General features: G+C 71.1%; 14 protein-coding genes. 1 reads left to right on the top strand and 13 read right to left on the bottom strand.

All coding sequences use genetic code 11. The features are described 5' to 3' along the window. The 13 genes from FNH05_RS17500 to pyrR form a co-directional block, all read right to left on the bottom strand. On the bottom strand, window positions 1–337 hold a 337-nt coding region (locus tag FNH05_RS17500), incomplete at its 3' end, for a primosomal protein N' family DNA-binding protein (RefSeq protein WP_483964226.1). Between the two features lie 69 nt (window positions 338–406). Continuing rightward, a complete protein-coding gene (metK, locus tag FNH05_RS17495) occupies window positions 407–1,609 on the bottom strand; it encodes a methionine adenosyltransferase (RefSeq protein WP_186382592.1) in 1,203 nt (400 codons plus the stop codon). 106 nt (window positions 1,610–1,715) lie between these two features. Then, window positions 1,716–2,939 carry a bifunctional phosphopantothenoylcysteine decarboxylase/phosphopantothenate--cysteine ligase CoaBC gene (gene coaBC / locus FNH05_RS17490; RefSeq protein ID WP_144589692.1) on the bottom strand — a complete coding sequence of 408 codons (1,224 nt, stop codon included), beginning with the start codon at window positions 2,937–2,939 and terminating at the stop codon, window positions 1,716–1,718. Further along, complete coding sequence (gene rpoZ / locus FNH05_RS17485) at window positions 2,932–3,207, bottom strand: DNA-directed RNA polymerase subunit omega (protein WP_144589690.1); 276 nt, start codon at window positions 3,205–3,207, stop codon at window positions 2,932–2,934. Before rpoZ ends, coaBC begins: the two co-directional genes overlap by 8 nt. Continuing rightward, window positions 3,204–3,863, bottom strand: a complete 660-nt coding sequence (gene gmk / locus FNH05_RS17480) for a guanylate kinase (RefSeq protein WP_144589688.1) — start codon at window positions 3,861–3,863, stop codon at window positions 3,204–3,206. The genes rpoZ and gmk overlap by 4 nt, the downstream gene beginning before the upstream one ends. Then, the gene (mihF, locus tag FNH05_RS17475; RefSeq protein ID WP_144589686.1) at window positions 3,860–4,177 is read right to left on the bottom strand and encodes an integration host factor, actinobacterial type; all 318 of its coding nucleotides are present in this window, start codon (window positions 4,175–4,177) and stop codon (window positions 3,860–3,862) included. The genes gmk and mihF overlap by 4 nt, the downstream gene beginning before the upstream one ends. A gap of 118 nt (window positions 4,178–4,295) precedes the next feature. Continuing rightward, complete coding sequence (gene pyrF / locus FNH05_RS17470; RefSeq protein WP_144589684.1) at window positions 4,296–5,120, bottom strand: orotidine-5'-phosphate decarboxylase; 825 nt, start codon at window positions 5,118–5,120, stop codon at window positions 4,296–4,298. Between the two features lie 40 nt (window positions 5,121–5,160). Beyond that, on the bottom strand, window positions 5,161–8,499 hold the full coding sequence (gene carB / locus FNH05_RS17465) for a carbamoyl-phosphate synthase large subunit (RefSeq protein WP_144589682.1): 3,339 nt from the start codon (window positions 8,497–8,499) through the stop codon (window positions 5,161–5,163). Beyond that, window positions 8,499–9,626 (bottom strand): glutamine-hydrolyzing carbamoyl-phosphate synthase small subunit, encoded by a 1,128-nt coding sequence (carA, locus tag FNH05_RS17460; RefSeq protein ID WP_144589680.1) that lies wholly within the window; start codon window positions 9,624–9,626, stop codon window positions 8,499–8,501. Before carA ends, carB begins: the two co-directional genes overlap by 1 nt. Then, window positions 9,623–10,123, bottom strand: a complete 501-nt coding sequence (locus tag FNH05_RS17455) for a PH-like domain-containing protein (RefSeq protein WP_144589678.1) — start codon at window positions 10,121–10,123, stop codon at window positions 9,623–9,625. Before FNH05_RS17455 ends, carA begins: the two co-directional genes overlap by 4 nt. Then, the gene (locus tag FNH05_RS17450) at window positions 10,123–11,430 is read right to left on the bottom strand and encodes a dihydroorotase (RefSeq protein ID WP_144589676.1); all 1,308 of its coding nucleotides are present in this window, start codon (window positions 11,428–11,430) and stop codon (window positions 10,123–10,125) included. Before FNH05_RS17450 ends, FNH05_RS17455 begins: the two co-directional genes overlap by 1 nt. Further along, the gene (locus FNH05_RS17445; RefSeq protein WP_144589674.1) at window positions 11,427–12,362 is read right to left on the bottom strand and encodes an aspartate carbamoyltransferase catalytic subunit; all 936 of its coding nucleotides are present in this window, start codon (window positions 12,360–12,362) and stop codon (window positions 11,427–11,429) included. Before FNH05_RS17445 ends, FNH05_RS17450 begins: the two co-directional genes overlap by 4 nt. Continuing rightward, window positions 12,363–12,965, bottom strand: a complete 603-nt coding sequence (pyrR, locus tag FNH05_RS17440; protein WP_144589672.1) for a bifunctional pyr operon transcriptional regulator/uracil phosphoribosyltransferase PyrR — start codon at window positions 12,963–12,965, stop codon at window positions 12,363–12,365. 245 nt (window positions 12,966–13,210) lie between these two features. Between pyrR and bldD the strand changes: the two genes are divergently transcribed. Continuing rightward, window positions 13,211–13,699: a transcriptional regulator BldD gene (bldD, locus tag FNH05_RS17435; RefSeq protein ID WP_020422358.1), complete on the top strand. Its 489-nt coding sequence runs from the start codon at window positions 13,211–13,213 to the stop codon at window positions 13,697–13,699. Window positions 13,700–13,725 lie beyond the last annotated feature (26 nt).

Here is a 13,725-nt window from a genome sequence, read left to right as displayed (position 1 = left end):
GGCCGAGCACCGGTTCGCTGGAGACGACCCGCTCCAGGAAGGCCAGCCTGCCGGTATGCCCGGTGGTGGCGGCGCGTTCGAGCAGGAACCCGTCGACGAGCTGCCCCGCGAACCGCACCCGCACCCGGCATCCGGGCACGGCCGCCTCGTCCAGTTGCGCGGGCACCTGGTAGTCGAAGGTGCGGTCCAGGTGCGCGAGCGGCACGTCGACCACGATCCGGGCGATCGGATCGCGCTCGGCCGGCCGCTGCTGCCCCTTGCGGGCGGCAGCGGGCCTCCCCGCGGCGCGCTTCGCCTGGGGGAGGTCCCACAGGGCTGGGGTCTGGGGGCCGGTCACCCGCTGATCTCTACCAGAAGGCCCCGACAACCCGGACGGCCCGGACCGCCACGGCCCCGACGGCCCGGGTCAGGCGCCGGCGGCACTGCGCAGGTCGGCGGCACGGTCGGTGTTCTCCCACGGCAGGTTCAGCTCCGGCCGTCCGAAGTGACCGTAGGCCGCGGTGGGCGTGTAGATCGGGCGCAGCAGGTCGAGGTCGCGGATGATCGCGGCCGGGCGCAGGTCGAACACCTCGGTGATGGCGGACTGGATCTTGACCGGGTCCACCGTCTCGGTGCCGAAGGTCTCCACGAACAGGCCCACCGGCGAGGCCTTGCCGATCGCGTACGCGACCTGGACCTCCACCCGGGACGCCAGCCCCGCGGACACCACGTTCTTGGCCACCCAGCGCATCGCGTAGGCCGCCGAACGGTCCACCTTGGACGGGTCCTTGCCGGAGAAGGCGCCGCCGCCGTGGCGGGCCATGCCGCCGTAGGTGTCGACGATGATCTTGCGGCCGGTCAGGCCCGCGTCCCCCATCGGGCCGCCGATGACGAACCGGCCGGTGGGGTTCACCAGGAGCCGGAGGTCGTCCGTCTCCAGGCCCAGACCCGCCAGCTCCGGTGCGACGACCTGCTCGCGCACGTCGACGCCGAGCATCGTCTCCAGGTCGATGCCCTCGGCGTGCTGGGTGGACACGACCACGGTGTCCAGCCGGACGGGCTGGTCCCCGGCGTACTCGATGGTGACCTGGGTCTTGCCGTCCGGGCGCAGGTAGGGCAGCACGCCCTCCTTGCGGACCCGGGTGAGCCGCTGCGACAGGCGGTGCGCCAGCGCGATCGGCAGCGGCATCAGCTCGGGGGTGTCCGAGCAGGCGTAGCCGAACATCAGACCCTGGTCGCCCGCGCCCTGGCGGTCGATCTCGTCCAGCGCGTTCTCGAGCCGGGTCTCGTAGGCGGTGTCCACGCCCTGCGCGATGTCGGGCGACTGGGACCCGATCGCGACGTTCACCCCGCAGGAGTTGCCGTCGAAGCCCTTGGCGGAGGAGTCGTACCCGATCTCGAGGATCTTCTCCCGCACGATCGTCGGGATGTCGGCGTAGGCCTCGGTCGTCACCTCGCCGGCGACGTGCACCTGGCCGGTGGTGATGAGTGTTTCGACCGCGACCCGGCTGCGGGGGTCCTTCGCCAGCAGCGCGTCCAGAACGGAGTCGCTGATGGCGTCGCAGATCTTGTCCGGGTGCCCCTCCGTCACGGACTCGGAGGTGAACAACCTGCGGGTCGTTTCGGTCACGACGCTCGTCACATCCCATCAAACTCTGACGCCGGTGTTCCGGCGGCACCGCGGCGGCATGGCCGACGGTGTCCCGTCCAGCGTACGAGAAATTCTCAACGGCCGTTCAACGCTTGCCGTACTCCGACACGGCATCCCACAGTGTGGCCGCCAACTGCGCCTTCGACCCGAGCGGAATGGCCCGCTCGGTGCCGTCGGCCGCGAGCAGCCAGCCGGCGTTGTCCTCGACCTCGAACGCGCGGCCGTCACCGACCGCGTTGACCACCAGCAGGTCACAGCCCTTGCGCCGGAGTTTCGCGCGGGCATGATCCAGCACGCTACCTTGTTCGTCGCCGGTTTCGGCGGCGAAACCCACGATGACCTGGTCGGGTTTCCGGTTTTCGACCAGCTCGGCGAGGATGTCCGGATTTCGCACGAGCGAAATCTCCGGATCGGGCCGGTCCTCCGATTTCTTGATCTTGTGTTCCGCCCGGGCCGCGGGCCGGAAATCGGCCACCGCGGCGGCCATCACCACGACGTCGGCGGCCTGGGCCGCCTCCAGCACGGCGTCGCGCATCTCCAGCGCGGTGGACACGTGACGAAGATCAACTCCGGCGGGTTCGGGCAGGGCCGCCGTGTGCGCGGCGACCAGGACGACCTCGGCGCCCCGCTGGGCGGCCACCCTGGCCAGTGCGTAGCCCTGCTTGCCCGAGGACCGGTTGCCGAGGTAGCGGACCGGGTCGAGTGGCTCGCGCGTGCCGCCGGCGGAAACCACCACCCGCAGCCCGTGCAGGTCGCGGGGCAGCGCGTCGGGCCGTGCGAGCAGCAGGCGCGCCAGATCGGCGATCTCGGCCGGGTCGGGCAGCCTGCCCTTGCCGGTGTCCACGCCGGTCAGCCTGCCCGAAGCCGGTTCGGCCACCACCACACCGCGCGAACGCAGCAGCGCCACGTTGTCGCGGGTCGCGGGGTGCTCCCACATCTCGGTGTGCATGGCCGGGAAGAACGCGACCGGGCACCGCGCGGTGAGCAGGGTGTTGGTCAGCAGGTCGTCGGCCAGCCCGTGCGCCGCGCGGGCCAGCAGATCGGCGGTGGCGGGCACCACCAGCACCAGATCCGCCTCCTTGCCGACGCGGACGTGCTGGACTTCGGGCACCTCGGTGAACACGCCGGTGTGCACGGGATGCCCGGAGAGCGCCTCGAAGGTGGCCGCGCCGACGAAGTTCAGCGCGGCGGCGGTGGGCACCACCCGCACGTCGTGACCCGATTCGGTCAGCCGGCGCAGCACCTCGCAGGCCTTGTAGGCGGCGATGCCGCCGCCTACGCCCAGGACCACCCGGGGCCGCTCACTCACCTTCGGTGTGCTCGAGCAGACCGCCGTGGATCTCGCGCAGCGCGATCGACAGCGGCTTCTCGCGCGGACCCGGCTCGACCAGCGGGCCGACGTACTCCAGCAGGCCCTCGCCCAGCTGGGCGTAGTAGTCGTTGATCTGACGGGCACGCTTGGCGGCGTAGATCACCAGCGCGTACTTGGAACTGACCTTCGCCAGCAGATCGTCGATCGGCGGGTTGGTGATGCCTTCCAACTCTTCGCCATGGGCAGTACCCAGCGCTGAAGTCACTCGTGATGCTCCCGAATCGATTCGAAGTCCGTGTTCATCAAGTCTAACAACTGCCCGGCCGCGGTCCGCACGTCGGCGTTGACGACACGCACGTCGAACTCCCCCGCCGCCGCCAGTTCGCGCTCCGCTTCGGCCAGCCGCGCCTTGACCGCGGCCTCCTCCTCGGTGCCGCGGCCGGTGAGCCTGCCGACGAGCTCCTCCCACGAGGGCGGCATCAGCATCACCAGCCGGGCCTCGGGCATGGCCGCCCGGACCTGCCGGGCGCCCTGGAGCTCGATCTCCAGCACCGCCTGCCTGCCCTCGGCCAGCGCCCGCTCGACCGGCCCGCGCGGGGTGCCATAGCAGTTTCCCGCGAACTCCGCGTGCTCGAGCAACTCTCCCGCCGCGACCATCCTGTCGAACATCGCGCGGTCGATGAAGTGGTAGTGCGCCCCGTCGACCTCGCCGGGCCGGGGGGCCCGGGTGGTCACCGAAACGCTGAAGTAGATGTCCGGATCCAGCCGTCGCAACTCTGAGACCACGCTGGACTTGCCGACCCCGGACGGCCCCGAGACGACGGTGAGCCGACGCCGGGACGAACGCCCCGGAACCGGCTCACCGTGTGTCGCACGGCCGGTGTCCCCGGCCGCTGCCACGTGGTTACCTGTGTCGCTCACTCGCCGCTGAACTCGGCCAGCAGCGCCTTGCGCTGCCGGTCACCAAGGCCGCGAAGCCGCCGGCTCGGCGCGATTTCCAGGCGCTCCATGGTCTGCTGAGCGCGCACCTTGCCGACGCCCGGAAGCGCCTCCAGCAAAGCGGAAACCTTCATCTTGCCGAGAACCTCGTCCTCGTCGGCCTGCTTGAGCACATCAGTCAGGGTGGTACCGCCCCGCTTGAGGCGTTCCTTCAGCTCCGCACGGGTACGACGAGCGGCAGCGGCCTTCTCCAGCGCCGCCTTGCGCTGTTCCTCGGTCAGCTGGGGAAGTGCCACGTTTTCCTCCGTAGTACTCAAAATTCCGGGTGGGTGACGCGACGGTACCCACCCCCGGCCACCGGCCACAATGCGGGGGTGGCTGGTCAGTTCCGATTGCGGGGCCTGATATTAACGCTCATTCACTGATCGAAGCCTGGATCCGCCGCACGGCCGCCCGCAGCGCGGCGGGGTCCGGCCCATGCCGCAGGAGGTCCCTGGAGGATGCCGGGAGCACGCCCCGCAGTGCCGTGCCGAACAGCCTGCGAAGATCACCCACGGTGGCGCCCTGCGCCCCGAAACCCGGGGCCAGCACGGGTCCGTTGAGCGCGTCCAGGTCGAGTTCACCGGGCGCGACGGTGGCCCCGACCACCACACCGACGTCCCCGAGCGGCGCCACACCCCGGTTCACCGCCGCCGCCTCATCCACAATGGACTGTGCGACGGTCTTTCCGTTGGGCAGCAAAGCGTTCTGCAGTTGCCACGCCTCCGGGTTCGAGGTGCGCGCGAGCACGAACACGCCCCGGCCCGCCGCGCGCGCGGTTTCGATCGCCGGGACGAGCGAGCCGAAGCCCAGGTACGGCGACACCGTCACCGCGTCGGCCGCGAGCTCGCTGTCACCGTCCAGATACGCGGCGGTGTAGGCGCCCATGGTGGAACCGATGTCTCCCCGCTTCACGTCCAGCAGGACGAGCGCACCCCCCTGGCGGGCGTAGTTGATCACCCGGGCCAGAACGGCGACCCCAGCGGCCCCGTAGGCCTCGAAAAAGGCCGACTGCGGCTTGATCACCGCCGCCTCCGCGGCGAGCACCTCCACCGCGCCCAGGGCGAACTTCTCGAGACCGGACACCGAACGTGGCAGACCCCACGCGTCCAGCAACCCCGGGTGCGGGTCGATCCCCGCGCACAGCGCCCCGCGCTCCGCCGTCCGCTCGGCGAGCCTGCGCCCGAACGGCTCAGTCATCGTGACTCCTTTCGTCGCAGCGCGGGAGCGCCCGTGCGCCTCACTCCCCGGCCCGCAGAGCGGCCTGCAGGTCCTGCAGCGAGCGCACCCCGATGTCCCCGCGGATGAGCGCCTCGATGCCGTGCACGGCCGCGGCCGCGCCCTGCACCGTGGTGATGCACGGGATGTCCCGCGACACCGCCGCCGTCCGGATCTCGTAGCCGTCGATCCGCGGTCCGCTGTTGCCGTACGGGGTGTTGATCACCATGTCCACGCCGCCGTCGAGGATCACGTCCACGATGTTGGGCCCCGGCACCGCTTCCGGCCCGTTCTCGGTGTGCTTGCGCACCACCGTGCAGGCCACGCCGTTGCGGCGCAGCACCTCCGCGGTACCCGAGGTCGCGAGGATCTCGAACCCGAGGTCGGCCAGCCGCTTCACCGGGAACACCAGCGCCCGCTTGTCCCGGTTGGCCACCGACACGAACACCCGGCCCGAGGTCGGCAGCGAACCGTAGGCCCCGGCCTGCGACTTGGCGAAGGCCTTGCCGAAGGAGGTGTCCACCCCCATGACCTCACCGGTCGACTTCATCTCCGGCCCGAGCAGCGAATCCACGCCCATGCCCTCCGGCGTCCGGAACCGGTGGAAGGGCAGCACGGCCTCCTTCACCGCCACCGGGGCGTCCGCGGGCAGTTGCCCGCCGTCGCCCTCGGCGGGCAGCACCCCGGCGGCCCGCAGCTGCTTGATCGTCGAGCCAGTCATGACCAGCGAAGCGGCCTTCGCCAGCGGCACCCCGGTCGCCTTGGACACGAACGGCACCGTGCGGCTCGCCCGCGGGTTCGCCTCCAGCACGTAGAGCACGTCGTCCTTGAGCGCGTACTGCACGTTGAGCAGCCCCCGCACCCCGACACCCCGCGCGATCGCCTCGGTGGAGGCGCGCACCGTCTCGATGTCGAGGCGGCCCAGGGTGATCGGCGGCAGCGCGCACGACGAGTCGCCGGAGTGGATCCCGGCCTCCTCGATGTGCTCCATCACGCCGCCGAGGTAGAGCTCCTCGCCGTCGAACAGCGCGTCGACGTCGATTTCGATCGCGTCGTCGAGGAACCGGTCCACCAGCACCGGGTGCTCCGGGCTGACCTCGGTGGCCCGCCGGATGTAGCCGGCCAGCGAAGCCTCGTCGTAGACGATCTCCATACCGCGGCCGCCCAGCACGTACGAAGGCCGCACCAGCACCGGGTAACCGATCTCGTCGGCGATCCGCTTCGCGCCCTCGAAGGAGGTCGCGGTGCCGTAGGCCGGGGCGGGCAGCCCCGCGTCGCCGAGCACCTCCCCGAAGGCGCCGCGGTCCTCGGCGAGGTCGATCGCCTCCGGCGGGGTGCCCACGATCGGCACGCCCGCGTCGGCCAGCCGCTGCGCCAGCCCGAGCGGGGTCTGCCCGCCCAGCTGCACGATCACCCCGGCCACCGTGCCGGACCGCTGCTCCGCGTGGACCACCTCGAGCACGTCCTCGAAGGTGAGCGGCTCGAAGTACAGGCGGTCGGAGGTGTCGTAGTCGGTGGACACCGTCTCCGGGTTGCAGTTGACCATCACGGCCTCGAACCCGGCCTCACGCAGCGCGATCGCCGCGTGCACGCACGAGTAGTCGAACTCGATGCCCTGCCCGATCCGGTTCGGGCCCGACCCGAGGATGAGCACCTTCGGCTTGTCCGGCTGTGGGGTGATCTCGGACTCCGCGGTCGCGGCGTCGTACTCGTAGGCCGAGTAGTGGTAGGGCGTCTTGGCCGCGAACTCGGCGGCGCAGGTGTCCACGGTCTTGAACACCGGGCGCACGCCCAGGCGGTGCCGCAGCGAGCGGACCCCGCCCTCACCGGCCAGTTCCGGCCGCAGCGCGGCGATCTGCTGGTCCGACAGCCCGGTGCGCTTGGCCTCCCGCAGCAGCGCCTCGGTGAGCACCGGGGCGTCCCGCACCGCGGCGCCGATCTCGCCGATCAGCGCGATCTGGTCGATGAACCACGGGTCGAGCCCGCTGGCCTCGTGCACCTGCTCCACGGTGGCACCCAGCCGCAGCGCACGCTCCACCGCGTACAGGCGGCCGTCGTGCGGGGTGCGCAGGTCCGCCAGCGTCGACTCGAGGGTGGCGCCCTCCGGGTCGGGACGGGTCCAGAACCCGGCCGCCTTGGTGTCGATGGAGCGCATCGCCTTGCCGAGCGCCTCGGGGAAGCTGCGGCCCAGTGCCATCGCCTCGCCGACGCTCTTCATCGTCGTGGTCAGCGTCGGGTCCGCGCCGGGGAACTTCTCGAAGGCGAACCGCGGCACCTTGACCACCACGTAGTCCAGCGTCGGCTCGAAGGACGCCGGGGTCTCACCGGTGATGTCGTTGCGGATCTCGTCGAGGGTGTAGCCGATGGCCAGCTTCGCGGCGATCTTGGCGATCGGGAACCCGGTCGCCTTCGACGCCAGCGCCGAAGACCGCGACACCCGCGGGTTCATCTCGATCACGACCATGCGCCCGTCGGCCGGGTTGATCGCGAACTGGATGTTGCAGCCGCCGGTGTCCACGCCGACCTCGCGCAGCACCGCGATGCCGACGTCGCGCATGTGCTGGTATTCGCGGTCGGTCAGGGTCATCGCGGGGGCGACGGTGACCGAGTCCCCGGTGTGCACGCCCATCGCGTCGACGTTCTCGATCGAGCAGATCACCACGACGTTGTCGTGGCGGTCCCGCATCAGTTCGAGCTCGTATTCCTTCCAGCCGAGGACGCTCTCCTCGATGAGCACCTCGGTGACCGGCGACTCCGCCAGCCCGGTGGACGCGAGCCGCTCCAGCTCCTCGCCGGTGTGCGCCATGCCGGAACCGAGACCGCCCATGGTGAACGAGGGCCGGATGACCACCGGCAGGCCGAGTTCGGCCACCGTCTCGCGCACCTCGTCCATGGTGTGGCAGACCCGGCTGCGCGGCACTTCCGCGCCGATCGCCCGCACGATGTCCTTGAACTTCTGCCGGTCCTCACCGCGCTGGATCGCGTCGATGTCGGCACCGATCAGCTCGACCCCGTAGCGCTCGAGCACCCCGCGCTCGTGCAGCGCCACGGCGGTGTTCAGCGCGGTCTGCCCGCCGAGCGTGGCCAGGAGCGCGTCGACCGGACGCCCCAGCTCCTTCTCGCGGGCGATGACCTTCTCCACGAAATCCGGCGTGACCGGCTCGATGTAGGTGGCGTCGGCGAACTCCGGGTCCGTCATGATCGTGGCCGGGTTGGAGTTGACCAGGCTGACCCGCAGCCCCTCGGCGCGCAGCACGCGGCAGGCCTGGGTGCCCGAGTAGTCGAACTCGGCCGCCTGGCCGATGACGATCGGGCCCGACCCGATGACGAGCACGTGTTCGATATCAGTACGTTTCGGCATCAGCGGGAGCTCTTCTTTTCCATCAGAGTGACGAACTCGTCGAACAGGGGGTTGGCGTCGTGCGGACCGGCCGCCGCTTCGGGGTGGTACTGCACCGAGAACGCGGGCACGTCGCTGCACCGCAGTCCCTCGACCGTGCCGTCGTTCGGGCAGTAGTGGCTGACGCGGGCGGTGCCGAACGGCGAGTCGAAGGTCCGCCCGGCCTCACCGGTGAGCGCGAACCCGTGGTTCTGCGCGGTGATGGCGACCCGTCCGGTCTCCACGTCGATCACCGGGATGTTGATGCCCCGGTGGCCGTACCGCATCTTGTAGGTGTCCAGGCCCAGCGCCCGGCCGAGGATCTGGTTGCCGAAGCAGATGCCGAACAGCGGGATCTCGCGGCGCAGGATTTCCCCGGTCAGCGCGATCGCGTGCGCCTGGGTCTCCGGGTCCCCGGGGCCGTTCGACAGGAACACCCCGTCCGGCTCGATGCCGAGCAGATCCTCGACCGTGCTGCCGGCGGGCAGCACGTGCACCTCGATCCCGCGGCGGCTCATCTGCCGCGGCGTGTTCGACTTGATGCCCAGGTCCAGCGCAGCCACGCGGTAGCGGCGCTCCCCCTGCGCCGCGATGACGTACGGCTGCGCCGTGGTGACCTCGCCGGCCAGGTCGGCGCCCTTCATCGGCGGGCTCGCCAGCACCTTCTCGCGCATCGCGTCGTCACCGTCGAGCGCGTCGCCGGAGAACACCCCGGCCCGCATCGCGCCCTGCTCGCGCAGGTGCCGGGTCAGCGCCCGGGTGTCCACCCCGGAGATGCCCACCACGCCCTGGCGCGCCAGTTCTTCGTCCAGCGACCGGCGGGAGCGCCAGTTCGACGGGATCCGCGCCGGATCCCGCACCACGTAACCGGAAACCCAGATCTTCGACGATTCGTCGTCCTCGTCGTTCCACCCGGTGTTGCCGATCTGCGGCGCCGTCTGCACCACGATCTGGCGGTGGTAGGAGGGATCGGTCAGCGTCTCCTGGTAGCCGGTCATGCCGGTGCAGAACACCGCTTCACCCAGGGTGCTCCCCTGCGCCCCGTACGCCCAGCCACGGAACACCCGGCCGTCTTCCAGTACCAGCGCCGCCGGTGTCTTCCCGCTCACTGGGCACCTCCCTTGATCTCGTTCTGCACGCTTTCCATCCACTGTGGATAGACCTCGAGGTCGTCACCCCGGAATCCGGTGTCCAGCTCGACGCCGCCCAGCCGCCAGGTGAACACCAGCAGGCTGTCGGTCCCCATCACCTTCCCGGCGATCGCGCTCGCGCGCCGGACCCCGGCCAGCGAGTCCGCCGGGATCCAGAACCCCGGCGCCCCGGCCCGGTCGACCTCGATCCCGCCGGGATAGCGGCGCAGCACCGCCCGGCCCCGCAGGCCCATGCCGCGGGTGACGATCCGGTCCTGCCAGTTGCCCGCGGTCGTGGTGCTCACGTACAGGCCCGCCGCCTCCAGCAGCGGCTCGCCCGGCTCGTCCGGCACCGTGGGGAACGGCGGCACCAGGACGCTCTGCGAGCGGGCCCGCCGTCGCCAGCCCACGCGCATGCCCCACAGGGCGAGCAGCAGGAAGGCCAGCACGGCCAGGGTCAGCAACCATCGTTCCATCAGCCGATTTTCCCTTCGCGCGCCGTGATGCGCCCGCGCAGCAGCGTGAGGGTCACCACGGCGGGCAGCCGCATCCCCTCGTACGGCGTGTTCGCCGCGATACTGGCCAGTTCCGCCCCGCGCACCGTCCACTCCTCGTCCGGGTCGACGAGCACCAGGTTCGCCGGTTCCCCGGCGACCAGCGGCCTGCCCTGGTCCGCCAGCCCGGCGATCTCGGCGGGCCGTTCGCTCATCACCCTGGCCACCCCGCGCCAGTCCAGCAGCCCGGGGCGGACCATCGTCTCCGCCACCACGGACAACGCGGTCTGCAGGCCGAGCATGCCCGGCCGGGCCTGGGCCCACTCGCAGTCCTTGTCCTGCACGGCGTGCGGCGCGTGGTCGGTGGCCACGCAGTCGATGACCCCTTCGGCCAGCGCCTCCCGGAGGCGGAGCGCGTCGCTTTCGGCGCGCAGCGGCGGGTTGACCTTGTTGACCGGGTCGTAGGTCTCCAGCCGCTCGTCGGTCAGCAGCAGGTGGTGCGGGGTCACCTCGGCGGAGATCCCGGCGCCGCCCGGCCTGCCCTTGGCCCAGCGCAGCACGTCGGCGGTGCCCGCGGTGGACACGTGGCAGACGTGCAGGCGGGCCCGCGCGTGCTGGGCCAGCAGGCAGTCGCGGGCGACGATCGACTCCTCCGCGGCGGCGGGCCAGCCGGCGTAACCGAGACGGGAGGCGCGCTCCCCCTCGTGCGCCTGCGCCCCGACCGTCAGCCGCCGCTCCTCGGCGTGCTGCGCGATGACCGCGCCCAGCGCGGTGGAGTACTCCAGCGCCCGCCGCATGATCAGCGGGTCGGCCACGCAGTGCCCGTCGTCGGAAAACATCCGCACCCCGGCCGCGGACCTGGCCATCGTGCCCAGTTCGGCCAGCCGCTCGCCCTTCAGGCCCACCGTCACCGCGCCGACCGGGTGCACGTCGACCAGCCCGGCCTCCCGGCCCCGCCGCCACACGTGCTCGACCACGACCGCGTTGTCGGCGACCGGATCGGTGTTGGCCATCGCGAACACCGCGGTGTACCCGCCGAGCGCCGCGGCGGCCGAGCCGGTGGCGATCGTCTCGGTGTCCTCGCGCCCCGGCTCACGCAGGTGGGTGTGCAGGTCGACGAAACCGGGCAGCAGCACCTGGCCCGCCGCCTCGATGATCGAGGTGTCCCCTTCGGGCTCGACCGCGCCGGCCTCGCCGATGTGCGCGATGATCCCGTCGGCGACCAGGACGTCCACTCCGATGCCCTCGCCGTAGAGCCGGGCACCCCTGATCAGGATCTGGTCGCTCATGCCGTTCCTTCTGTCTCCGAGGCCAGCAGGTGGTACAGCACGGCCATGCGCACGTGCACCCCGTTGCGGACCTGCTCGGTGATCGCGGACGCGGGGGCGTCGGCCACGGCCGACGCGATCTCCATCCCCCGCAGCATCGGCCCGGGGTGCAGGACCACCCCGTGCGCGGGCAGCAGTTTCAACCGCTTCTCGTTGAGGCCGTAGGCGATCGAGTACTCCCTGGACGACGGGAAGAACCCGCCGTGCATGCGTTCGGCCTGCACCCGCAGCATCATCACCGCGTCGGCCGCGGGCAGTTCCGCGTCGAGTTCGTGGGACACCGTCACCGGCAGCGCCTCGACCCCGGTGGGCAGCAGCGTCGGCGGGGCGATCAGCACCACCTCGGCGCCGAGCGCGGTGAGCAGGTGGATGTTCGACCGGGCGACCCTGCTGTGCAGCACGTCACCGACGATGGCGATCCGGCGGTCGCGCAGTCCGCCCAGCCGCTCCCGCAGGGTCGCCGCGTCCAGCAGCGCCTGGGTCGGGTGCTCGTGCATCCCGTCCCCGGCGTTGACGACCGCGGTACCGGCGTCGGCGAGCCAGACGGCGAGCCGGTGCGCCGCCCCCGAGGCGGGATGGCGGATGATCACGCAGTCGGCGCCGGCGGCGGCCAGGGTCAGCGCGGTGTCACGCAGCGATTCGCCCTTGCTCACCGAAGATCCGCTCGCGGAGACGTTCACCACGTCCGCGCTCATCCACTTGCCCGCGATCTCGAACGACACCCGCGTGCGGGTCGAGTTCTCGTAGAACAGCGTGATCACGGTGCGCCCGCGCAGTGTCGGCAGCTTGCGCACCTCACGGCCGAGCAGGGTCTCCTTCAGACCGTCCGCGGTGTCGAGCACGGCGGTCGCCAGCTCCGGGTCCAGGCCCTCGGTGGCCAGCAGGTGCTTCACTCAGCTCTCCCCAGTCTTCTTCGCGGTGGAGTCGCGGAGCAGGACGCCGTCCTGCCCATCCACTTCGGACAGCAGCACCAGGACTTCTTCGGCGCGCGAGGTGGGCACATTCTTGCCCACGTAGTCGGCGCGGATCGGGAACTCGCGGTGGCCGCGGTCCACGAGCACGGCGAGCTGCACCGCGCGCGGGCGGCCCAGATCGCGCAGCGCGTCGAGGGCGGCCCGGACCGTGCGGCCGGAGAAGAGCACGTCGTCGACCAGGATCACGACCCGGTCGTCGATCCCGGTCCCGGGCACCTTGGTCGAGGCCAGCGGCCGCGTCGGACGGCGGCGCAGGTCGTCGCGGTAGAGCGTGATGTCCAGGGTGCCCGTGGGCGGGGTGACACCGGTGAACTCGGCGATCCGCTCCGCGAGACGGGTGGCCAGGCAGCTGCCCCGGGTGGGAATCCCGAGGAGCACGGGGAGTGCGCCCGAGTCCGCACCGAGGGCGGTCTTCTCGATGACCTGATGGGCCATCCGGGCGATCGTGCGCGCGACATCACCGGCGGAGAGCAGTTCCCGCTCACCACCCGGATCCGTCGCGCCGCGAGGGCGTGACGTCACAACAGACTCCTTCCCCGCCTCACCGGACGGGTCCTTAAAGGATGCCGACCTCCTGCTTCGCAGGAAATCCACTCGACAATAACAGGGCGTCCAGTTCACACACGACGGGTGGTATGCCCCCGCCCGATTGCAGCATTTGCTTGACCTAGTGACGACAATGCGTAACCATTACTCTGAGTATTCAAACTCGGCAGTGCCCCGGCGGTCCTCCCGACCGACTGGGCGAGGAAACGGAGAACCACCAGATGGGCGATTACGCCAAGGCGCTCGGGGCGAAGCTCCGCGGGATCCGCCAGCAGCAGGGCCTGTCCCTGCACGGGGTCGAGCAGAAGTCCGGCGGGCGCTGGAAGGCGGTCGTGGTCGGATCCTACGAGCGCGGCGACCGTGCGGTGACCGTCCAGAAGCTGGCCGAACTGGCCGACTTCTACGGGGTTCCGGTCGTCGAACTGCTCCCCGAAGGACGGGTTCCCTCCGGTGCGGAGCCCGCGACGAAGATCGTGATCAACCTGGAGCGGCTGCAGCAGCTGCCCGCCGAGAAGGTCGGGCCGCTCGCCCGGTACGCGGCGACGATCCAGAGCCAGCGCGGCGACTACAACGGCAAGGTCCTGTCCATCCGCACCGAGGACCTGCGCTCCCTCGCGATCATCTACGACATGACCCCCGGCGAGCTGACCGAGCAGCTCATCGACTGGGGCGTCCTGCCTCCCGAGGCACGGCCGGCGAAGGAAGACTGAGGCGGGCCCGCCGGCCTCCCACCGCC

Source organism: Amycolatopsis rhizosphaerae (assembly GCF_007713715.1).
In the GTDB taxonomy this organism is placed as follows: domain Bacteria; phylum Actinomycetota; class Actinomycetes; order Mycobacteriales; family Pseudonocardiaceae; genus Amycolatopsis_E; species Amycolatopsis_E rhizosphaerae.
Note: the sequence above shows the minus strand (reverse complement) of the source record. Positions and strands in the feature narration are given on the sequence as shown.

What these genes read in the sequence shown, in the direction of transcription:
- pyrF (WP_144589684.1), bottom strand. Translation starts at nt 5,120, where the DNA reads ATGACTGAGCCGTTCGGGCGCAGGCTCGCCGAGCGGACGGCGGAGCGC.
- carB (WP_144589682.1), bottom strand. Translation starts at nt 8,499, where the DNA reads ATGCCGAAACGTACTGATATCGAACACGTGCTCGTCATCGGGTCGGGC.
- FNH05_RS17455 (WP_144589678.1), bottom strand. Translation starts at nt 10,123, where the DNA reads ATGGAACGATGGTTGCTGACCCTGGCCGTGCTGGCCTTCCTGCTGCTC.
- FNH05_RS17450 (WP_144589676.1), bottom strand. Translation starts at nt 11,430, where the DNA reads ATGAGCGACCAGATCCTGATCAGGGGTGCCCGGCTCTACGGCGAGGGC.
- bldD (WP_020422358.1), top strand. Translation starts at nt 13,211, where the DNA reads ATGGGCGATTACGCCAAGGCGCTCGGGGCGAAGCTCCGCGGGATCCGC.